The organism is Bradyrhizobium sp. CCBAU 11357 (assembly GCF_028128865.1).
GTDB lineage: Bacteria > Pseudomonadota > Alphaproteobacteria > Rhizobiales > Xanthobacteraceae > Bradyrhizobium.
On sequence record NZ_LBJW01000102.1, the window covers coordinates 58,833 to 79,552 of the forward strand.

The window sequence follows — 20,720 nt, forward strand, 5'->3', positions numbered from 1 at the left end:
GGATTGTGTCGCGCGCGCCGCAATCACAGCGCTGCATCATGAATCATCGGTTAATGCGAGGGCCCGGCGGTCTTCTTGCCGCCGCCATGGCGCAGCCGTCCGACCACGCCGGTCGGGAAGAAATAGACGCTGGCGATGAACAGCAGCCCGAGCCACAGCAGCCAGCGGTCGGGATGCAACAGCCCCGGCAGCAGCGGCAGGCCGGCTTCGTCCGCCGCCTTGGAGGCGACGCCCATCAGCGATTGCAGGTAGTTCTGGGCGAGGATGAAGATGGTGGCACCGATGATCGCACCGTAGATCGTGCCCATGCCGCCGATCACCACCATCAGCAGGATGTCCAGCATGATGGAGAAGCTGAGCGAGGTGTCAGGACCCGCATAGCGCAGCCACAGCGCGTTCAGGATGCCGGCGCTGGCGGCGACCAGCGCCGCGAGGCAGTTGGCGTAGGTCAGGTGGAACACGGTGCGGAAGCCGAGCGCCTCGGCGCGAAAGCGGTTCTCGCGGATCGCCTGCAGCACGCGCCCGAACGGCGAGTTCACCACGCGGAGCAGAGCGAGGATCATCAGGCCTGAGATCGCGAACACCAGGTAGAAGGTCAGGATGCGGCCGTTGATCTCGAATCCGAACAGGTTCTTGGGGATCAGCACCGTGCCCGGGCGCAGCAGCTCCGGCAGTTGGAAGCTGCGCCCGTCCTCGCCGCCGGTCAGCCAGGACAGCTGCGAGGCCAGCACCTGGAAGGCCGAGGCGACCGCGAGCGTGATCATGGCAAAGAAGATCGCGGCGACCCGCAGCGAGAACAGCCCGATCGCCAGCGCGAGCAGGGCGGCGAGCGGCAGGCCGGTGACGATCCCGGTGCCGACCGCCGCCCAGTTCGGGCCCATGCCGTACAGCGCGATCGCGATGGCGTAGCTGCCGATGCCGTAGAACATGGTGTGGGCGAACGACACCGACCCGGTATAGCCGAGCAAGAGATCGTAGGAAGCGACCAGCGCGGCGAAGATGCAGATCTTGGCCGCGACGTTCAGCGCCTTGGCACCCGGAAACAGGAACGGCGTCGCCGCCAGCGCCAGGATGATGACGACGAGAACGAGGGTCAGGACGCGGCTCTTCGGCGGATCGCCTGAGAGGATCATCATCGGCTGGTCACCGCATAGAGGCCGCGCGGCCGCCACATCAGAATGGCGACCATCAGCAGGATGTTGGAGACGAGGGCGAGCTTCGGCACCAGGAAGCCGCCGTAATTGGCGACCATGGCGACGAGGATGGCGCCGATGAAGCAGCCGCCGATCGATCCCAGCCCGCCGATGATGACGACGATGAAAATCAGCACGGTGAGGTCGTCGCTCATGGAGGCGTGGACCTGCTCGCGATAGAGCGCCCACATCACGCCGCCGAGGCCGGCCAGCGCCGATCCCGTCATGAACACGCCGAGGAACAGGCGGCGGATGCGATAGCCGAGCGCCTCGACCATCTCGCGGTTCTCGACGCCGGCGCGAATCAAAAGGCCGAGCTTGGTGCGGTTGAGCACGAGCTGGATCGCGATGAAGACAGAAAGCCCGATCAGCATCGCCAGCACGCGATACTTCGCGATCGCGACGTCGCCGAGGATGAAGGAGCCGCGCAGCGAGGCCGGCAGCGGCATCGGGATGATCTGCGGCCCCCACAGCGCATAGAGCGTCTGTTCGGCGACGATCAGGCCGCCGGTCGTCATCAGGATCTGCTTCAGGTGCTGGCCGTAGACGGGGAGGATCAGCACGCGCTCGACGACGAGGCCGAGCGCGCCGGAGACCGCCATCGAGAGCAGCGCAGCCGGGGCCAGCACCGCGAGGTTCGTCCAGAGCGAGTCGGCCTGGATGGACGCCGCGAACGGCGCCAGCACCAGGGTCGCGACATAGGCACCGACGGCGATGAAGGCGCCGTGGCCGAAATTGAGCACGTCCATCAGGCCGAACACCAGCGTCAGCCCCGAGGCCATGATGAAGATCATCATGCCCATTGCGAGGCTCGCGACGGTCAGGGTCAGCCAGGACGAGGTCGACCCGATCAGCGGGATCATCAGCAGGGCCAGCGCGAGCGGCAGCAGGATCGGCGCGAGGTCGCGCTTCGGCTTCGGCAGCGGATCGGTTGCGGCAAGGTCTGTCACTGATGCGCCTCCAGGCTCAGGCCGAGCAGCCGCTCCTGCAGCGGCACGTCGGCGGCGAGCGCCGCCATCTCGCCGCGATGAACGATGGTGCCGTTGTCCATGACCAGCACGTTGTCGCCGAGCTCGCGGGCGGCAAAGAAATTCTGTTCGACCAGGAGGATCGTCGCGCCCTTGCGCTTGATCTCCTTCAGGCACTCGATCAGCGCCATCACGATGGCGGGCGCGAGCCCCTTGGTCGGCTCGTCGATCAGGAGCAGCTTGCGCGGCTCGACGATGGCGCGGGCGATCGACAGCATCTGCTTCTGCCCGCCCGACAGGCTTCCCGCGCGCGACAGCCAGAAGCGGCGCAGCGCCGGGAAGAAGCCGAAGATCCAATCCAGCTGCTTGTCGTCGAGCGGCGCGTCGCGCGCCGCCAGCACCAGGTTCTCCTTCACCGTGAGGTCGGAGAACACCGCCATGCTCTCCGGGACATAGCCGACGCCGAGCCGCGCGATGTCCGGCGTCGCAAGGCTCTCGATGCGCTGGCCTGCGAGGGTGATCTCGCCCTTCGAGGCCTGCCACAGGCCCATGATGGTGCGCAGCGTCGTAGTCTTGCCGGCGCCGTTGCGGCCGAGCAGCATCGTGACCTGCCCTTGCGGCACCGTGAGATCGATGCCCTGGAGGATGTGATAGCGCCCGATATGGGTGTGCACGCCGGACAGCTTGAGGAGATCGCTCATGATGCGCTCCCTACCGCGCTCTCTATAGCGTTCTTGGGCGCGACGCCGAGATAGGCTTCCTGCACGATCGGCGAGGCGATCACCTCAGCCGGCGGACCATCCGCGACGAGCTGTCCGTTATGCAGCACGATGATGCGGTCCGCGAGCGAGCGCACCACGTCCATCTTGTGCTCGACCAGCAGGATGATCTTGCTCCTGTCCTGCTTGAGCTGCGCGATCAGGTTGAGGACGACGGGCACCTCGTCGATGCTCATGCCGGCGGTCGGCTCGTCGAACATGAACACCTTTGGCTCCAGCGCGATCATCAGGGCCACTTCCAGCTTGCGCTGGTCGCCATGCGACAGCGCGGTGGCAGTGACGCCGCGGCGGTTGCCGAGCGCCACCTGGTCGAGAATGGCATCGGCGCGCGCGATCAGGTCGCGCCGCACCATCCAGGGCCGCAGCATGTCGTAATGGGTGCCGCTGGCGGCCTGCACAGCGAGGCGGACATTCTCTTCCACCGTCAGGTTCGGGAAGAGATTGGTGAGCTGGAACGCGCGTCCGAGGCCCGCACGGGTCCGCATCGGTGCGGAATGCTGGGTGATGTCGGTGCCGTCGAACAGGATGCTGCCGCCGGATGCCCGCAGCTGGCCCGAGATCAGATTGAAATAGGTGGTCTTGCCGGCGCCGTTCGGCCCTACGATGGCGGTGAGCTCGCCCGGGCGAAACGTGCAGGAGACATTGTTGACCGCGACATGGCCGCCGAAGCGAATGGTGAGGTCGCGGGTTTCGAGGGTGAGCGGCATGGAGCGTCTGGCAATAGTGAGATGAGATAGATCCGCGGGGCACGCTGCGCTCCCTCCCCCGTGTGCGGGGGAGGGCGGGGGAGAGGGCTATGTCAGCAGGCGAGAACCCCCAAGAGGAGAGAGCCCTCTCCCGGCCTCTCCCGCAAGCGGGAGAGGTGAAGCAAGAAAGATCACCGCTTGTTCTTGATCGGAACGTCCATGTCCTCGATCTTCAGCTCGCGCACCGGCTCGAGCACGGCCCAGGCGATGTTCGGATCGACCTTGACCTTGAAGTGATACATGCTCTGCAGCGCCTGATGGTCTTCCTTGCGGAACACCATCTTGCCCTTGGGCGTATCGAACTCCAGGCCTTCCATCGCAGTGATCAGCTTCTCGGAGTCGGTCGACTTCGCCTTGGTGACGGCGGCGACGACGGACATCGCGGCCGCGAAACCGCCCGCGGTGAAGAAGTCCGGCGGCGCGTTGAAGCGCTTCTGGTGCTCGGCGACCAGCCAGTCGTTCACCGGGTTCTTGGGGATCTCATAGAAGTAATAGGTCGCGCCTTCCATGCCGGGCAGGCCCTTGTAGGCTGCGAGCGCCGGCAGGATGTTGCCGCCGGTGGAGAGCTCGATGCCATAGCGCTTCGGATCCATGTCCTGGAGCTTGGCCAGCGGATTGCCGGCGCCGGCCCAGATCACCCAGATCACCTTGCGACCGGGCTTGTCCTTCAGCGCGTCGAACAGGCGCTGGCCGACCGCGGTGAAGTCGGTGGTCGAGGTCGGGGCATATTCTTCGGCCGCGAGCGTCGCGCCGGTCTTGGCCAGCGCCTCCTTGAAGGCGGCGACGCCGTCGCGGCCGAAGGCGTAGTCCTGCGCCAGCGTTGCCACGGTGACGCCCTGCTTGCCGATCGCGACCGCGTTGGAGATCGCGTCCTGTGACGAGTTGCGCGCGGTGCGGAAGATGTAGCGATTCCACTTCTCGCCGGTAATCTGGTCCGCGACCGCGGGCTCGACGATCAGGATCTTCTTGTTCTCCTCGGCGACGGGAAGAATGGCCAGTGCTGCGGCCGACGACGTCGTGCCGATCGCGATGTCGGCCTTGTCGTCCTGATAGGCTTCAGCGAGCGCGGCCTTGGCCAGGTCCGGCTTGCCCTGGTCGTCCTTGGTGATGATGACGATCTTGCGGCCGTCGAGCGTCATGCTGCCCTTGGTGGCGTATTCGAAACCCATCTTCAGGCCGGTCTCGGTCTGCTTGGCGTAGGCCTCGAGCGGACCGGTCTTGCCGTAGATCAGCGCGATCTTGAGATCGTCGGCCAGCGCGGAGGTGCCCGCGCCGAGCGCGAGAATGGTTGTTGTTATGATGAGTGATCGACGCACGATGGTCCCTCCTGATTCAAAGTTTCTCTGCAACAGCGATTTGCACAACGTTACGAACATTGCAATTGAACCTTCCGCCTGAGTATCTCGGCCCTTCGAACATGCATCATTTTTGAGCTTGCCGCGCAGCCCCGGCGCCCTCGGCTTGACGCCGATCAGACTGCGCTTCCTCCGCGCTCTCGAAGATGTGCGGCGCGACGCCGCGCTTCTCCAGGGCTTCGCCGAGCTTGATGCGCAGGAAGCCCGACGTGGTGTAGCGCGACACGCCGGAATAGAAGCGGTCGACGAGGCTGCGCACCATCGCCGAATAATCGTCCATCAGCTCCGGCAGGATGGAAAAATTGTCATAATTGACGATGGCGTAGACCCGGCGTCCGAGCGGCGCGAGCCTCGCCTCGACGATGGCAGCGATGGTGTCGATCTCGGCCTTGCTGCGCAGCGGATAGCGCTCGAGATTGACGAAGAACAGGTTTTGCTGCTCGTCCAGCGTGAAGCGCTGGTCGAGCGGGATCGTGAGCAGGCGCTCGCGCAGCTCCATCAGCCCGTCGCCGAAAATGCGCGGGTCCATCAGCGCCGGATCGCGCGGGATCAGCGGCTTGAAATCCATCAGGCGCAGGATGTCGCGCTCGATGTCGATGCCGGGCGCGATCTCGATGAGCTCGAGCCCGCCCGGGCGGAGCTCGAACACGCAACGCTCGGTGACGTACAGCGTGCGCTGCTTGCGCGCGGCGGCAAACGGGCCGCTGAAGGTGACGTGCTCGACGCTCTCCACGAACTTGCGCGACGTGGCCTCGTCGAGGATGGCGAGCTTGCCGTCCTTCACCGCAATGCGCTGCTTGCCCGCGCCGAAGGTGCCGACGAAGATCACGTCCTTGGCGTTCTGGCTGATGTTGATGAAGCCGCCGGCCCCGGCAAGCTTCGGTCCGAACTTGCTGACATTGAGGTTGCCCACGCGATCGACCTGGGCGAGGCCGAGGAAGGCGGCATCGAGGCCGCCGCCGTCGTAGAAATCGAACTGATAGGGCTGGTCGATCACCGCCTGCGTGTTGATCGCCGCGCCGAAATCGATGCCGCTCGCCGGAATGCCGCCGATCACGCCGGGTTCCGCCGTCAGCGTGATGAGATCGATGATGCGCTCTTCGTTGGCGACCGAAGCGATCCCCTCCGGCATGCCGATGCCGAGATTGACGACGCTGTTGGCCTTCAGCTCCAACGCGGCACGCCGGGCGATGATCTTGCGCTCGCTGATCGGCATCATCGGCAGCGAGGCGGCGCGGACCCGGATCTCGCTCGAGAACGCCGGATTGTATTGCGTGCCGAACGTCTGCCAGTGGTTCTCGGGCTTCGCTACCACGACGCAGTCGACGAGGATGCCGGGAATCTTGACCTGGCGCGGATTGAGGCTGCCGGCCTCGGCGACGCGCTCGACCTGGGCGACGACGATGCCGCCGGAATTATGCGCCGCCATGGCGATGGTGAGCGCTTCCAGCGTCAGCGCTTCCTTCTCCATGGTGAGATTGCCGTCGGGATCGCCGGTGGTGGCGCGGATGATCCCGACATCGACGGGGAAGGTCTTGTAGAGCAGGCACTCCTCGCCGCGCAGCGTGATCAGCTCCACCAGGTCCTCGGTGGTGCGCGCGTTCAGCTTGCCGCCGCCATGCCGGGGATCGACGAAGGTGCCCATGCCGACGCGGGTGATGTGGCCGGGCCGGTGCGCAGCGATGTCGCGGAACAGATGCGTGATGACGCCCTGCGGCAGGTTATAGGCCTCGATCTTGTTCGCGATCGCGAGCTGCTGCAGTTTCGGGGCAAGACCCCAATGCCCGCCGATCACGCGCCGCACCAGGCCTTCATGCGCGAGATGATTGAGGCCGCGCTGCTTGCCGTCGCCCTGTCCGGCCGCATAGACCAGCGTCAGGTTGCGCGGCTTGCCTTGCGTATAGGGCGCATCGCCCTCGTGGGACAGATAGAGCTCCTCCAGCGCGACCGCGATCTCCTCGGCAAAGCCGATGCCGACGAAGCCGCCGGTCGCCACCGTGTCGCCGTCGCGGATCAGCATGACGGCTTCATTCGCCGAGACGACCTTGCCCTTCTCGGAGTTGCGTAAGTAAGGCAGAGCTGGATGATGGCTCACGGCGTTCCTCCCGCTCCCTGGACCGTAGGCCTTGTTTTGCTTGATCTTATCGCGAAGAGCTGCCCCGGAACAGGTTGCTCCTCGCGAATGAAAGACGGCAAAGCGGATAGCAAGGTCCGCGCCAGATCCCGCAGTGCCGCGCAAAACGGCTGAAATCTGCGGCAATTGCCTGCAATTCACCCCCCGAAGAGCGGCCGGATGCGGTGTCCGGGATCCGAGACTCCGGACACTCCCATGTCTCGAAACTCAGACGGGCGCCGATCCCGAGGCGAGGCCGAATTTGGCGAGCTTCTTGTAGAAGGTTGCGCGCGAGATCCGCAGCATCCTGGCGGCCTCGGTGATCTGGCCGTTGCTGGCGGCGAGCGCCTGTTCGAGTGTCTGCTTCTCGAACTCGGCCTCGGCCTCGGCATAGGGCACCACCGATCCGGCCGGGCGCTCGGGCGGTGCGAGCCTGACCTCGGTCTCGATCGGGAGGATGCGGGCGACATCCTCGCCGGTCAGCCGCCCGGAATCGCTGAGGATCAGAGCCCGCTCGAGGATGTTGCGGAGCTCGCGGACATTGCCCGGCCAGTCGTAACGGGCGAGCGCAGCGAGCGCGCTCGGCGTGATCTTCGCCTTGACGTAGTCGCCCGATGCGCTGATGTCGTCGAGCAGCCGGGCGCAGATGTCGGGGAGATCGTCGAGGCAGTGGCGCAGCGGCGGCAGGTCGACCGCAAGCACGTTGAGACGGTAGTAGAGGTCGGCGCGAAATGCGCCGTCGCTGACGCGCTTGCGCAGATCCACATTGGTCGCGGCGATGACGCGGACGTCGACCCTGGTGATCTTGTCCGAGCCGAGCGGCTCGATCTCGCGCTCCTGGAGCACCCGCAACAGCTTTGCTTGGAGCTGCAGCGGCATCTCGCCGATCTCGTCGAGGAACAGCGTGCCGCCGTCGGCAATGCGGAATTTGCCCTCGCGTCCCCGGCGGTCGGCGCCGGTATAGGCGCCCGGCGCAGTGCCGAAGAACTCCGACTCGATCAGCGTCTCGGGGATGGCGGCGACGTTGACGCTGACGAACGGCTTCTCGGCGCGCGAGGAGGCGTTGTGGATCGCCTGCGCCAGCATCTCCTTTCCCGTCCCGGTCTCGCCGGTGAGCAGCACCGTGACGCTCTGCCGCGCGGCGCGGCTTGCGAGCTCCTTGGCGCGCGCGATGGCCGGCGTCGTGCCGACGAAATCGGCGAAGGTGAAACGCGCCGCGCGGGCGTTGGACAATTGCCGCCGCGCCAGCCGCAGATCGCTCTCGAGCTGGGCGACGCGGGCGAGCAGGGGCTTCAGGCTTTCGAGATGATCGTAGAGCACGAAGCCGATCGCGCCGATCACCGTCCCGTTCTCGTCCTCGATCGGCATGCGGGTGACGACGAGCTGCTCGCCGCCGAGCTCCATGATGTCGAGCAGGATCGGCTCGCCGGTCTCGGCCACCTTCCGCATCAGGCTGTTGGGGATGACCTCCTCGATCGACCGGCCGATCGCCTCGCTGGGATGGTTGAGGCCGAGGGCTGCAAGGTATTTCTCGTTGACGTAGACGACGCGCCCGCCGCGATCGATCGCAATCGCGCCCTCGCAGAGCTTCTCCAGCCGCTCGAACAGCGTCTCCATCGCGCGCGCACGGAGATAGGCGGGATCGCTGATCGAGGAGGAAGCGGCAGGCATGTGATACCTCGGGGAGGTCCGCCTGTGTATTACCAAAAGTGTAGCGATTTCAAAGGGGGAAATGGGGATTGAGGTGCAGCCGCACCCGCCACTGTCGTGCCCCGGCTTGACCGGGGCATCCAGTACGCCGTGGCCTATCGATTCTACAACGACTGTCTCTGGAATACGGGGTCGCCCGGTCAAGCCGGGCGACGACACCGCGAAAAGAGGCGCCTTCGCCCCTACCGCCGATACCCGCTCGCCCGTGAATAGCCCTGGCGGTTCTGTTGCGCCGGGCGGCTTGCCACGCTGGCCCGCGCCTCGCTCGAGGAGGGCGTTGCGAGCTTCAGCTCCTCCAGGAAGATCGGCCGGGAGAAGTAATAGCCCTGGGCATAGCGGATCTTGGTGGCGGCCTGCAGATAGGCCAGCTCCTCGTAGGATTCCAGGCCTTCGGCGATCACCGTCATGCCGAGCGCCTCGCTCAAGGATTCGATCGCGCGCAGGATGCCCTGGCTGCGCGGGCGCTTATGGATGTCGGTGATGAAGGAGCGGTCGATCTTGATCTCGTCGGCGGTGATGTCGGCCAGCGCCGAGAGCGAGGAATAGCCGGTGCCGAAATCGTCGATGGAGATGCCGACGCCGAGCTTGCGGAACATCGGCAGGATCTCGGCCTGGAAGTGATTCTTGGCGACGAAGGCGTCTTCCGTCACCTCGATCATGAACCGCTGCGGAAAGCCGGTCTCCTCCAGCGCCTGCGCAAAGCTGCGCATGAACTCGGGATTGCCGGCCTGCTTGGCGGCGACGTTGATGCTGATGGTCGCTTCCGGGCCGAACGTGGCGTTGATCAGATCGATCGACTTGACGATCTCGGCGAGCACGAGATGGGTCAGCTCGTCGATCAGGCCGAGCTCGCCGGCAAGATTGATGAACGAGCCGGGTGCCTGGATCACGCCTTCGTCGTCACGCAGCCGCACCAAGGCCTCGATGCCCTTCACGGCCTGCGTGCGGATGTCGACCTTGGACTGGAAGGCGCAGCAGAAGCGCTTTTCCAGGATCGCGAGCCGCAGCGACTGCTCGACCTTCATCCGCGCCTGCGCCTCGCGCTCCATGCTGGCATCGAAGAAGGCGGCCAGTCCCTTGCCGTTGTTCTTGATGCGGTACATCGCGATGTCCGCGTTTTGCCGCAGCGTCTCGAAGCTGCCGCCATGGTCGGGATAGAGGCTGATGCCGACCGAGGTCGAGGCGAACACTTCCGAATGGTCGATGAAGAACGGCGCGGTCAGCCGCTCAAGCGTCGATTGCATGAATTCGGCGACTTCCCCCTGTCCCTGGATCGGTGACAGCAGCAGCAGGAATTCGTCGCCGGAGATGCGCGAGAGCATGTCGGAATCGCGCAAGTCACGTCCGAGCCGCTTCGACAGCTCGACCAGCAGCGCGTCGCCCACGGCGTGGCCGTAATAGTCGTTGATGTGCTTGAAATTGTCGACGTCGAGAAAGGCCAGCGCAAAGCGTTCGTCGCCGCGGTCGCGCGCGAGCAGGGCATTTGCGCGGTGCTCGATAACGCGCCGCGAGGGCAGCCCGGTCAGCTCGTCGAAATAGGCCGAGCGGAACAGCTGGTCCTCGAAATTCTTCTGCTCGGTGATGTCGGAGGATGCCGAGATCAGGAGCTCGCGTCCGTCGAGACGAACCGGACGATGAGTCGTGAGCAGCACCTTTCGCGCGGCGCCGACGTGAAGCGCTTCCTCGGTCACGACCGGCTGGCCGGCGCTCAGCGCCTGCCGGCAGGCTTCGCGGCGCGGCGTCAGATCGGGTGAAGGACGGCTGCCATCCAGGCCGAGCTGCGCGGCGGCGGCATCGTTGACCAGCAGCAGTTCGCCATGCGCGTCCTGCACGGTCAGGCCGGCCGGCAGCATTCTAACGATTTCCTTGAGAAAACCGAGCTCGGCTTCAGTCGCGCCGGAATATCGATTGTCGTTCATAGAAGTCATGAATCTTGTTGTTTGAGCGCGCCTTTAGCAATGGGCGCGATCTTCCGCGGTTCCCTCTTAAGTTTGGTTAAGGGGTCGGGAGAAATACGGGGGTGTTTTGGAGAAAACTTGCGACGATCCGACGCGCGCCGACGATCGTCATTAACAGAGCGTCAACGCGCTCAGCAAAACAGCGCGAGGTATGCGCGTGGGAGCGATTTCGCCTGCGGCCATCCTTCGAGACGCCCGCCGTCGGCGGGCTCCTCAGGATGAGGAGCGGAGTGCGCTGCGCCAGTTTCAACGAACACCGAGGCCGCTTAGCCTCATCCTGAGGAGACCGCGAAGCGGTCGTCTCGAAGGACGAGGCGCTTGCTCAGGTCGCGCAAATGCCGCACGCGATTGCGCCACCGCGCAAGCGGGGGGAAGGATTACACCTTTCATGTCGCGATGTTCTATTCGCTTCGTGGAATTCGACACTGCATGATGCAATGCAGACCGGTTTTCAGATACGAGATCTCAGTCCTGCCGTCGAAAGCCGAGAGTGCCGATTTCAAGAGCTTGGTGCCGAAGCCGGGCTCCGACACCTTGTCCACGCTCGGTCCTTCGGTTTCGTCCCAGGTGATGGTCAGGCGGTCGTCGATGATGGTCCATGACACCTGCAACAGACCGCGCGGGGCGGAGAATGCGCCGTACTTGCCCGCATTGGTGGCTAGCTCGTGAAACATCAATGACAGCGTGACCGCGAGCTTCGGCGGCAGGAACAGCCGCTCGCCGTTGAGCGTGAAGCGGACATGGCCGTAAGGTCCGAGCTCGGAGATCAGGAGGTCACGGATGTCGCAGCCGGCCTTGTCGATCCGCGAGATCAAATCGTCGGTTGCGGCCAGCGAGCGCAGCCGCGGATCGACCCGGGCCCAGACCTGCGGCTGGTCGTGCAGTACCTGGTGCAGCACGGCATGCACCGTGGACAGCTTGTTCTTCAGCCGGTGCTGGAGCTCCTCGACCAGCAGCTTGCGATAATCTTCTTCCTCGATCAGGCGTTTGGAAATTCGGCGCTGCTCGGCCAGCATGGTGCGATAATGCTCGACACCCCAGATGGTCATCGCGCACACGGCCCAGTAAAGCGCCAGCAGGGCAAACCGCGCGCGATCGGCAAAAGCATCGCCGAAATTGAGGACGACGCCGAGCACGCCGCCGACGAGCGCCGTCACGATGCCGATCCGGAATCCGCCCAGGGCCGCAGCAAAGAACACCGCCGGGAAGTAAGGCGTGAAATAGATGTCGGGGCGAACCTGGGCGAGGCCCCATCGGACCAGGGTCGAGAGCAGCAGGCAGAGTACCGCAAAGCCGATGCTCAGACCGAGCGAAGGCGGCGCCGTACCCTGCCAGCCCTTGCGGAACTCGTCGATCAGCTTCTTCATGCGCTGCCCGGTTGCGATGGGCGTTCGACGATCGAGCGGCCGGTGAGGATGTTACGCATGCCGCCCGTGCAAGCATAGCTTGCCTTGTCGGAAGCGGGCAGGAATAGTGACCGCTGCGGCGACGGCGGCCGGCATTCGCCATTTGGCATCAAATCGCTCGAAAACAGGAACATTCCATGGGCAGGCTGGACGGCAAGGTTGCGGTGATTACGGGAGCGACGAGCGGCATCGGATTGCGCACCGCGGAAGTCTTCGTTGCCGAAGGTGCCAAAATTGTGATCGCGGGTCGGCGCGTGCCGGAAGGCGAGGCGTTGGCGAAACAACTCGGGGAGAGTTGCATCTTCCGTCAGACCGACGTCACCGTCGAAGCGCAGATGCAGGCGCTGATTGCGCTCGCGGTGGACAAGTTCGGCAGGATCGATTGCCTGTTCAACAATGCCGGCGGGCCGGCACAGACCGGCGGCATCGAGGGCCTCGAGGTCGAGCGGTTCGATGCGGCCATGGCGACGCTGGTGCGCAGCGTCATGCTCGGCATGAAGCACGCCGCGCCCTACATGAAGAAGCAGGGCGCGGGCAGCATCATCAACAATGGCAGCATTGCTGGCCGCCTCGCCGGTTTCTCGTCGTCGATGGTCTATAGTGCGGCAAAGGCGGCGGTGATCCACCTCACCAAATGCGTGGCGATGGAGCTCGGCGAATCCAACGTCCGCGTCAACGCGATCTCGCCCGGTGCGATCGCGACCGGCATCTTCGGCAAGGCGCTGGGGCTCTCGACCGATGCCGCCGAGAAGACGCCGGCAGTGATGCGCGAGGTCTACAAGACCGCGCAGCCGATCCCGCGTGCCGGCCTGCCCGACGACATCGCGCAGGCCGCAGTGTTCCTGGCCAGCGACGAATCCAGCTTCATCAACGGCCACGACCTCGTCGTCGACGGCGCCATGACCGGCGGCCGCAATTGGAGCCAGCAGCAGCAGGGCTATGTGGCCCTGCGCAAGGCGTTCGACCAGGGGGCGTAGAAGCCCCATCGACAGCGCCGTAGGGTGGGCAAAGGCGCGCTCTTCGCGCGCCGTGCCCACCATCGATGTTTGAACCCGGAGAGGCGTGGTGGGCACGCTTCGCTTTGCCCACCCTACGAAACTCACGTGCCCCGGACGCGGTGCGGCGCGAAGTGCCGCTCCGCAGAGCCGGGGCCCATCTCTCCAAGATGACCGTGTCGCAAGATCCTGGGTCCCGGCTCTGCGCAGCAGCGCTACGCGCTGCAGCGCGTCCGGGACACGAGAGGCTAAACCGCCCTCACTCGCACCCGCAGCCCGTCCCGCGGCTTCGGGATCGGCCACATCTGCCAGTCGGGCTTGTAGCCTGGCGCGAGCGACACCTCGATATTCTCCAGGAAGTGCCGCGCGAAACACTTCGCCTGCATGTAGGCGAAGTGCAGGCCGAGGCACATATGCGCGCCGCCGCCGAACGGCACGAAGGCGAAGCGGTGGCGGCCGCGCTGCGCGTCCTCGGTGAAGCGCAGGGGATCGAAACGGTCCGGCTCCGGCCAGATCTCCTTCATGTGGTGCGTATAGAGAGGATTGATGCCGACCGCCGTGCCGGCGGGGATCGCAAAACCCTTGAAGCTGAAATCGCGCATCGCGCGGCGCGGCATCGACGGCACCGGCGGCTTGATCCGCAGCGCTTCCTTGAACGCCATCTCGGTCAGCGGCATCTTTTCCAGATCGTCGAAGCTGGTCGGCGCGCCGGAGACGAGACCGAGCGCGAGCACCTCCGCGCGCAGCCGGTCCTGCCAGTCCGGATTGGCGGCGAGCTCGCCGATGAAGGAGGTCAGCGACGAGGTCAGCGTGTCGTGCGCGGCCATCATCAGGAAGCTCATATGGTCGATGATGTCCTGGTCCGACAGCAGCGCACCGTCCTCATGGGTGGCGCGGCAGAGCTGCGAAAACAGATCGTCGCCGCCGTGATTGCCGCGCCGCAGCGGAATCTGCTCGCGGAAATAGGCGATGATGCGCTTGCGTCCCTTCACCCCTCGCGCCATCTGGGTGCCGGGCAGGGGACGGCGGATCGGGGTGACTGCGGCCGCCACCATGTCGATGAAGGCGCGGTTGATCTCGTCGACCTCAGGCCCGATGTCGGCGCCGAGGAACGAGGCCGCGGCGAGATCGAGCGTGAGCTGCTTCATCGCCGGATAAAGCTGCATCTCGCCCGGCTTTGCCTTCCATTGCGCGACGCGCGTGGAAATGCCGCGGTCGAGATCGCCGAGATAGGACTTCATCGGCCCGGACTTGAACGCGACCGAGAGCGCCTTGCGATGCAGGCGATGCTCCTCGAAATCCAGCAGCATCAATCCGCGCGGAAACAACAGCCCCAGCACCTTGTCCCAGCCATGGGTCGAGGAGAACAGCTTCTGCTGGTCGAACAGCACGAGCTCGTTGGCCTCGGGCCCGAGCAGCACGACATTGGTCTCGCCGAAAAAGTGCGTGCGGTAGACCAGGCCGTACTTGGCGCCGTTCGCTTCGATATGGCCCTTGGGATCGGCGAGCACCTGAAAGGTCTTGCCGATGATCGGCCAGCCTTCGTCGCCGGGAATGTGGGTCAGCTCGTTGCGCCGCGGCGGAGTGAACGGAAGCGGCGGGGCGGCCACATTCTGCATCGACATGACGATTGCTCCGATTGGCTGGCTCGGCCAGCATAGCACGATCCGGCTGCGATGAGCTGCGGTCGTCTTGCGCACAAAGTCGTCACACAACCATCGTTGCCCCGGCTGGGGCCGAGACAACGATGATTCCGCGCCCTACCGCTTCGCCGCTTCCTTCTGCAGATCCGGCGCGTTGACGGCGGGAATGGCGACGCGGCCGGGGCCGGTGACCTTCAGCGCCTCGGCGGCCTTCTCGTTCTCCATGATCTTGGCCATCACGGCCTGGCCCGCACGCTCGAAGATCGCACGGTTCTCGATCACGAATTTTTGCGACCTGCGCAGCCCGTCGATGTAGCCGTTGATCTCGGGCACGACGTAGCGCGCCACCATGTCCCAGCTTCGGCGTGTGTTTTCCGGATTGGCCCAGTCGTGCACGAAGCCGATGATGGCGCCGACGCCGCCGGAGACCTGCATCACGTTCTTGATGGTTTTGACGAGATCGTCGGGCGTGCCGATGGTGGACGCCGCGCCCTCGACGAAGGCGGTCTTGTCGACGGCCTCGTCGGGCGAGGAGAACGCGGTGAGGCCCGGCCGCTGCAGCGTGCCGACATTATATTCGTTGTGCCAGCGCATCAGGCCCGCGCCGGCCTCACGGCGGGCTTGTTCACGCGTCTCGGCGATGTGCCAGGTCAGGAGCACGCGCCAGTCGGCGCGGTCGACCTTGGTGCCGTGCTTCTTGGCGGCATCCTCGGCGAATTGCCATTGCTGCTGCAGCGACATCAGGCCCTGTGTCGTCATCGAGCCCAGCGAGATGATGCCGATGCCGTATTTGCCGGCCAGCGTCATGCCGGAGGGCGAGATCTGCGAGGCCACCACGAACGGCATCTCCTCCTGCAAGGGCAGGATCTGCAGCGCCGCGTCGTTCATCGTGAACCAGTCGCTCCTGGCGGTGACGCGCTCGCCGTTGAAGAGGCGGCGGATCACGCCGATCGCCTCGTCCTGGCGGTCGCGCTGCGTCATCGGATCGATGCCGAGCGTATGCGCATCGGAGGCGAGCGCGCCCGGTCCGGAGCCGAAGATGGCGCGGCCGCCGGTCATATGATCGAGCTGCACCATGCGCTGGGCGACGTTGAAGGGATGGTGATAGGGCAGCGACACCACGCCGGTGCCGAGCTTGATCCGCTTGGTGCGCTCGCCGGCCGCGGCCAGGAACATCTCCGGCGAGGCGATCATCTCCCAGCCCGAGGAATGATGCTCGCCGCACCAGAACTCGTCATAGCCGAGCGCATCCAGCTGCTCGACGAGGTCGAGATCGCGCCGGAACTGCAGCATCGGATGCTCCCCGATCGGGTGATGCGGGGCAAGAAAGGCTCCGAACTTCAGGCGCGCCATGGCGTTCTCTCCGGATGAATTTTCTGGTTGTTGGTCGTGTCAGGCTACGTGCCTGACGGCGCGAACGCAATCACGCGATGTCCCGCGTGGTGGAATGCAGGCATGCGCCGAAGCGAGGAGGGGAGCCTCAGCGGGGGCGGATGTAATTCAGTGTCTCGATGGTGCCACGCCGTCATTGCGAGCGCAGCGAAGCAATCCAGAGTATCTCCGCGGAAATACTTTGGCTTGCTTTGCTGCGCCCGCAATGACGTGTCGAGAGGGCGTCGCTCAAGTGATATCGGACGCGCGGAGAGGCGAAGCGATCTGCGATCGAATGAAGAGGCGCACGCGCTGGCGCCCACGATGATCGTCTTCAGCTATGGCGCGACGATCAGATCGGAAATGCGGCCGGAATGGCCGCAATCAGCACGCGTAGCCTTTCTCGTCTCGCTCGCGCTGTTTGTGACATTAATCGCGACCCCGCGCCGCATTTCCGGCGCGGATGCGCCGCGCCTCTGCAAGAAGTCGAGGCATTGCTGTTAATACGTGCGGAATCCTGCGGTCTTCCCGCGAATTTCACCGAGATCAACAGCGCACGGTCTTTTTATTTTGCAACGCAGCAACTATCTGGTTGGGCTGTACGTTGAACGTCGCCCACCAGGAAGTTGCCGTGTCGTTAGCCAGAAATATCGATCTCTTGAGACGTCTGCCCAGGCTGGATGGACTGCGCTTCGCCGAGCCCGGCCGCGGTGCAGATGGATTCAGCCCGCTGCAGGAGGTCACTGGCTTCGGCGACAATCCCGGCGCCTTGCGCATGTTCGCGTTCGTGCCGGCGCAATTGCAGCGGCCGCGCGCGCTCGTCGTCGTGCTGCATGGCTGCGGGCAGACGGCGGCCGGTTACGATCTCGGCGCGGGCTGGTCGACTCTCGCGCAGCATTACGGCTTTGCGCTGCTGATGCCCGAGCAGCAGCGCATCAACAACGCCAACACCTGCTTCAACTGGTTCAATCCGGAGGACACCGCGCGGGACAGCGGCGAGCCGCGTTCGATCCGCGCGATGATCGCGCACATGGTGAAGGCGCATCGCATCGATCCCAGGCGCGTCTTCATCACCGGCCTGTCGGCCGGCGGCGGCATGACCTCGGTGATGCTCGCGACCTATCCGGAAGTCTTTACCGCCGGCGCGATCATTGCCGGGCTGCCTTACGGCATCGCCTCCAATCTGCGCGAGGCGCTCGACGGCATGTTTCATTCTCCGGCGCGTCCCGGGCGCGAGCTCGGCGATCTCGTGCGCAGCGCCTCTGATCATCGCGGGCCATGGCCGAGGGTTTCGGTGTGGCACGGCAGCGCCGACCGCACCGTCAATCCCGGCAATGCCAACGAGATCGTCAAGCAGTGGCTCGACCTGCACGGTCTGCCCGAACTGCCGATGGCGGAGACCAATGTCGACGGCTATCCGCGCCAGGCCTGGTGGGACAAGGACGGCGAGACGCTGGTCGAGTCCTTTGCCATCACCGACATGGCGCACGGCACGCCGCTTGGGCTGGCCGACAACGATCAGCGCTACGGCATCGAAGGCGCCTTCCTGATCGAGGCCGGCATCTCATCGTCCTACCACATCGCTAAGTTCTTCGGCCTCACCGGCTGGATTCCGGACGCCGCGACGAAGAAGGCGGAGGCCAAGCCTGCCATGAAGTCCGCCACGAAGCCTCCGGCGAAACCGGCGCTCTCGCCTGCGCCGCATCTCGCCCGCTCGATCCGCACCGCGGTTGCCGCAGAGCCGGCCAAGCCGCAGCGCGAGCCCGCCGGTCGCTTCGATCTCGGCCAGATCATCACCCGCGCGCTCACGGCCGCGGGGTTGATGAAGTAGTTGGTCGACACACATTCAGCCGTCGTCCCGGACAAGCGCGCCTCAAGCGCGCGCAGATCCGGCACCCATAGCCACAGGACAAAGTTGGGCACGAAGAGGTAACTCCGAGTCCCCGTAACCACATCTCCCTGTAGTTATGGATCCCGGATCTGCGCTTGCGCTTGTCCGGGATGACAGCGGAGTTTGTAGCGCCTCACATCTCGCCGGTGATGAACGGATTGGTCATCCGCTCCTGGCCGATGCTCGAGCCGGCCCCGTGGCCGCAGATGAAGCCGACGTCGTCGCCGAGTGGCAGCAATTTCGTCTTGATCGAGTCGATCAGCGTGGCGTGACTGCCGCCGGGCAGGTCGGTGCGTCCGACCGAACCCGCGAACAGGACGTCGCCGACATGGGCAAAGCGCAGATCCCCGTTGAAGAACACCACGCTGCCGGGCGAATGACCCGGGCAATGCAGGATGTCGAACTGCAAGCCGCCGATCGACACGCTGTCGCCCTCGTCGAGCCAGCGGTCGGGCGTGAAATCGCGCCCTCCGGTCATGCCGAAGCGCGCGCCGCTCGCCACGACGTTGTCGAGCAGGAACTTGTCCGCGACGTGCGGACCCTCGATCGGCACCTTCAGCGCATCGCGCAGCTCGGCCGCGCCGCCGACGTGATCGATATGGCCATGGGTCAGCCAGATCTTCTCCACGGTGACGCCGGTTTGCTTGATCGCATCCAGAATCTTCGGCACGTCCCCGCCGGGATCGATCACCACGGCCTTCTTGGAAGGCTCGTCCCAGATGATGGTGCAGTTCTGCTCGAACAGCGTCACGGGAACGATGATCGCGCCCGCCTTGGCTTTGGTGTCGTTTTGCTCGGTCATGGCCTCACAATGCCGATTTTTGCCGGGCCGCCAAGCAAAAGATTCGTGCCCGCGCCGGGGAACAACCGTCACACGGCCGTCCCAATTGGCCTGCCAATTTGAACCGGGGCGTTGCTGTCGCGTTCTCCCGCGCAAGGCGGCGGATTTGGGTGGTCTTCGGCATGGCTCACAACAACGAGAATTGGTGGCGCGACGGCATCTTCTATCAGATTTATCCGCGCTCGTTTCAGGACTCGAACGGCGACGGCGTCGGCGATCTCGCCGGCATCCTGCAGCGACTGCCTTATGTCAAATCGCTCGGCGTCGACGCGATCTGGCTGTCGCCGATCTTTCCCTCGCCGATGGCGGATTTCGGCTACGACATCTCGGACTATGTCGGCATCGAGCCGCTGTTCGGCACGATGGCGGATTTCGACGCGTTGCTCGCGGCCGCCCATGACAATGGCCTGAAGCTGATCCTCGACCTCGTGCCGAACCACACCTCCGACCAGCATCCCTGGTTCGTCGAGAGCCGATCCTCGCGCGACAATCCCAAGCGCGATTGGTACATCTGGCGCGATCCGGCAGAAGGCGGCGGCGTGCCGAACAATTGGCTGTCCGAGTTCGGCGGCAGCGCCTGGGCGTTCGACGAGACCACGGGCCAATATTACTATCACGCCTTCCTCGCCGAGCAGCCGGATCTCAACTGGCGCAATCCGGACGTCCGCGCCGCGATCTACGACGTGATGCGGTTCTGGCTGGACCGGGGTGTCGACGGCTTTCGCGTCGACGTGATCTGGCACCTGATCAAGGACGCCGAATTCCGCGACAACCCGCCCAACCCGCATTATGTCGAGGGCCGTCCGCCGAACGAGAGGATCCTGACGCAATACTCGACGGACCAGCCAGAGGTGCATGATGTCATCGCCGAGATGCGGCGCGTCACCGATTCCTATGGCGCGCGCGTCCTGATCGGCGAGATCTATCTGCCGCTGCACCGGCTCATGGCCTATTACGGCAACGACCTCACCGGCGCGCAGATGCCGTTCAACTTCGCGCTGCTCTCGACCTTCTGGAGCGCCCGCTCGATCGAAAAGATCATCGAGGATTACGAGAAGGCGCTGCCGCGCGGTGCCTGGCCGAATTGGGTGCTCGGCAACCACGATCGCCCGCGCGTCGCGAGCCGCGTCGGGCCCGAGCAGGCCCGCGTTGCCGCCATGCTGCTGCTGACGCTGCGCGGCACGCCGACGCTTTACTACGGTGACGAGATCGGTATGCACCAGCTCGCGATCGCGCCGGAGGACGTGCGCGATCCCTTCGAGAAGAACGTGCCCGGCATCGGTGTTGGCCGCGACGGCTGCCGCACGCCGATGCAGTGGGATTCCTCGAACTTCGCCGGGTTTTCAGAGGTGAGGCCGTGGCTGCCGCTGCCGGAGGACCACATCCGCGAGAACGTCGCCAATCTCGAATCCGATGCGCGCTCCATCCACAGCCTCTACAAGCGCCTGATCGGCTTGCGGAAGAGCTGTCCCCCGCTGGTCGCAGGCGATTATCATCCGATCGCCGCGCAAGGCGATCTCCTGATCTATCGCCGCGAGGCCGGCGGCAAGACCATGATCGTGGCGCTCAATCTCGGCCCCGATCCGGTCGCGGTGACCACCAGCGCGATCCGTTTCGGCAGCAGCATCCTGCTGTCGACGTTCCTGGATCGCGAAGGTGAGGAGATCGAAGGCGTGCTGAACCTGCGCGGCAACGAGGGCGTGGTGGTGGCGTCGCCCTAGGCATCGCTTTCGCCGGGAGAACGGCGGAGA

General features: G+C 65.0%; 15 protein-coding genes. 3 read left to right on the top strand and 12 right to left on the bottom strand.

Features of this window, described 5'->3' with window-relative positions; translation table 11 throughout:
- Positions 1–50: 50 nt before the first annotated feature.
- From XI05_RS20105 to XI05_RS20145, 9 genes are all read right to left on the bottom strand, one after another.
- Entirely contained in the window at positions 51–1,136 is a 1,086-nt protein-coding gene (locus XI05_RS20105; protein ID WP_271504998.1) for a branched-chain amino acid ABC transporter permease, read from the bottom strand.
- Positions 1,133–2,143 carry a branched-chain amino acid ABC transporter permease gene (locus XI05_RS20110; RefSeq protein ID WP_271504999.1) on the bottom strand — a complete coding sequence of 337 codons (1,011 nt, stop codon included), beginning with the start codon at positions 2,141–2,143 and terminating at the stop codon, positions 1,133–1,135. The genes XI05_RS20105 and XI05_RS20110 overlap by 4 nt, the downstream gene beginning before the upstream one ends.
- Complete coding sequence (locus XI05_RS20115; RefSeq protein ID WP_271505001.1) at positions 2,140–2,862, bottom strand: ABC transporter ATP-binding protein; 723 nt, start codon at positions 2,860–2,862, stop codon at positions 2,140–2,142. Before XI05_RS20115 ends, XI05_RS20110 begins: the two co-directional genes overlap by 4 nt.
- Positions 2,859–3,647, bottom strand: a complete 789-nt coding sequence (locus XI05_RS20120; RefSeq protein WP_271505003.1) for an ABC transporter ATP-binding protein — start codon at positions 3,645–3,647, stop codon at positions 2,859–2,861. Before XI05_RS20120 ends, XI05_RS20115 begins: the two co-directional genes overlap by 4 nt.
- 170 nt (positions 3,648–3,817) lie before the next feature.
- Positions 3,818–5,002, bottom strand: coding sequence for a substrate-binding domain-containing protein (locus tag XI05_RS20125; RefSeq protein ID WP_271505006.1), 1,185 nt, complete (start codon positions 5,000–5,002; stop codon positions 3,818–3,820).
- 106 nt (positions 5,003–5,108) lie between these two features.
- Complete coding sequence (locus XI05_RS20130) at positions 5,109–7,136, bottom strand: acyl CoA:acetate/3-ketoacid CoA transferase (protein WP_271505008.1); 2,028 nt, start codon at positions 7,134–7,136, stop codon at positions 5,109–5,111.
- Between the two features lie 246 nt (positions 7,137–7,382).
- Positions 7,383–8,825, bottom strand: coding sequence for a sigma-54 interaction domain-containing protein (locus XI05_RS20135; protein WP_271505009.1), 1,443 nt, complete (start codon positions 8,823–8,825; stop codon positions 7,383–7,385).
- Positions 8,826–9,046: 221 nt separating this feature from the next.
- Positions 9,047–10,783 (bottom strand): putative bifunctional diguanylate cyclase/phosphodiesterase, encoded by a 1,737-nt coding sequence (locus XI05_RS20140; protein WP_271505010.1) that lies wholly within the window; start codon positions 10,781–10,783, stop codon positions 9,047–9,049.
- A gap of 440 nt (positions 10,784–11,223) precedes the next feature.
- A complete protein-coding gene (locus XI05_RS20145; RefSeq protein WP_271505011.1) occupies positions 11,224–12,189 on the bottom strand; it encodes a sensor histidine kinase in 966 nt (321 codons plus the stop codon).
- Between the two features lie 176 nt (positions 12,190–12,365).
- On the opposite strand from XI05_RS20145, the gene XI05_RS20150 reads away from it, so the two are divergent.
- Entirely contained in the window at positions 12,366–13,205 is an 840-nt protein-coding gene (locus XI05_RS20150) for an SDR family NAD(P)-dependent oxidoreductase (RefSeq protein WP_172787927.1), read from the top strand.
- 266 nt (positions 13,206–13,471) lie between these two features.
- On the opposite strand, the gene XI05_RS20155 is transcribed toward XI05_RS20150, so the two are convergent.
- Together XI05_RS20155 and XI05_RS20160 are read right to left on the bottom strand one after the other, a co-directional pair.
- Entirely contained in the window at positions 13,472–14,848 is a 1,377-nt protein-coding gene (locus XI05_RS20155) for a cytochrome P450 (RefSeq protein ID WP_271505012.1), read from the bottom strand.
- A 135-nt stretch (positions 14,849–14,983) separates the two neighbouring features.
- Positions 14,984–16,219, bottom strand: coding sequence for an LLM class flavin-dependent oxidoreductase (locus tag XI05_RS20160; RefSeq protein WP_172787925.1), 1,236 nt, complete (start codon positions 16,217–16,219; stop codon positions 14,984–14,986).
- A gap of 649 nt (positions 16,220–16,868) precedes the next feature.
- On the opposite strand from XI05_RS20160, the gene XI05_RS20165 reads away from it, so the two are divergent.
- On the top strand, positions 16,869–18,068 hold the full coding sequence (locus XI05_RS20165; RefSeq protein ID WP_271505013.1) for an extracellular catalytic domain type 1 short-chain-length polyhydroxyalkanoate depolymerase: 1,200 nt from the start codon (positions 16,869–16,871) through the stop codon (positions 18,066–18,068).
- 193 nt (positions 18,069–18,261) lie between these two features.
- Here XI05_RS20165 and XI05_RS20170 read toward each other — a convergent pair whose 3' ends face one another.
- Positions 18,262–18,930: an MBL fold metallo-hydrolase gene (locus tag XI05_RS20170; RefSeq protein ID WP_271505014.1), complete on the bottom strand. Its 669-nt coding sequence runs from the start codon at positions 18,928–18,930 to the stop codon at positions 18,262–18,264.
- Between the two features lie 161 nt (positions 18,931–19,091).
- On the opposite strand from XI05_RS20170, the gene XI05_RS20175 reads away from it, so the two are divergent.
- Positions 19,092–20,690: an alpha-amylase family glycosyl hydrolase gene (locus tag XI05_RS20175; RefSeq protein ID WP_271505015.1), complete on the top strand. Its 1,599-nt coding sequence runs from the start codon at positions 19,092–19,094 to the stop codon at positions 20,688–20,690.
- The last annotated feature ends 30 nt before the right edge of the window (positions 20,691–20,720 follow it).

Bases quoted from the DNA above. Each gene is read 5' to 3' on its own strand.
- XI05_RS20105 (WP_271504998.1), bottom strand. From the start codon at position 1,136: ATGATGATCCTCTCAGGCGATCCGCCGAAGAGCCGCGTCCTGACCCTC.
- XI05_RS20115 (WP_271505001.1), bottom strand. From the start codon at position 2,862: ATGAGCGATCTCCTCAAGCTGTCCGGCGTGCACACCCATATCGGGCGC.
- XI05_RS20120 (WP_271505003.1), bottom strand. From the start codon at position 3,647: ATGCCGCTCACCCTCGAAACCCGCGACCTCACCATTCGCTTCGGCGGC.
- XI05_RS20135 (WP_271505009.1), bottom strand. From the start codon at position 8,825: ATGCCTGCCGCTTCCTCCTCGATCAGCGATCCCGCCTATCTCCGTGCG.
- XI05_RS20140 (WP_271505010.1), bottom strand. From the start codon at position 10,783: ATGAACGACAATCGATATTCCGGCGCGACTGAAGCCGAGCTCGGTTTT.
- XI05_RS20145 (WP_271505011.1), bottom strand. From the start codon at position 12,189: ATGAAGAAGCTGATCGACGAGTTCCGCAAGGGCTGGCAGGGTACGGCG.
- XI05_RS20150 (WP_172787927.1), top strand. From the start codon at position 12,366: ATGGGCAGGCTGGACGGCAAGGTTGCGGTGATTACGGGAGCGACGAGC.
- XI05_RS20155 (WP_271505012.1), bottom strand. From the start codon at position 14,848: ATGTCGATGCAGAATGTGGCCGCCCCGCCGCTTCCGTTCACTCCGCCG.
- XI05_RS20160 (WP_172787925.1), bottom strand. From the start codon at position 16,219: ATGGCGCGCCTGAAGTTCGGAGCCTTTCTTGCCCCGCATCACCCGATC.
- XI05_RS20170 (WP_271505014.1), bottom strand. From the start codon at position 18,930: ATGACCGAGCAAAACGACACCAAAGCCAAGGCGGGCGCGATCATCGTT.
- XI05_RS20175 (WP_271505015.1), top strand. From the start codon at position 19,092: ATGGCTCACAACAACGAGAATTGGTGGCGCGACGGCATCTTCTATCAG.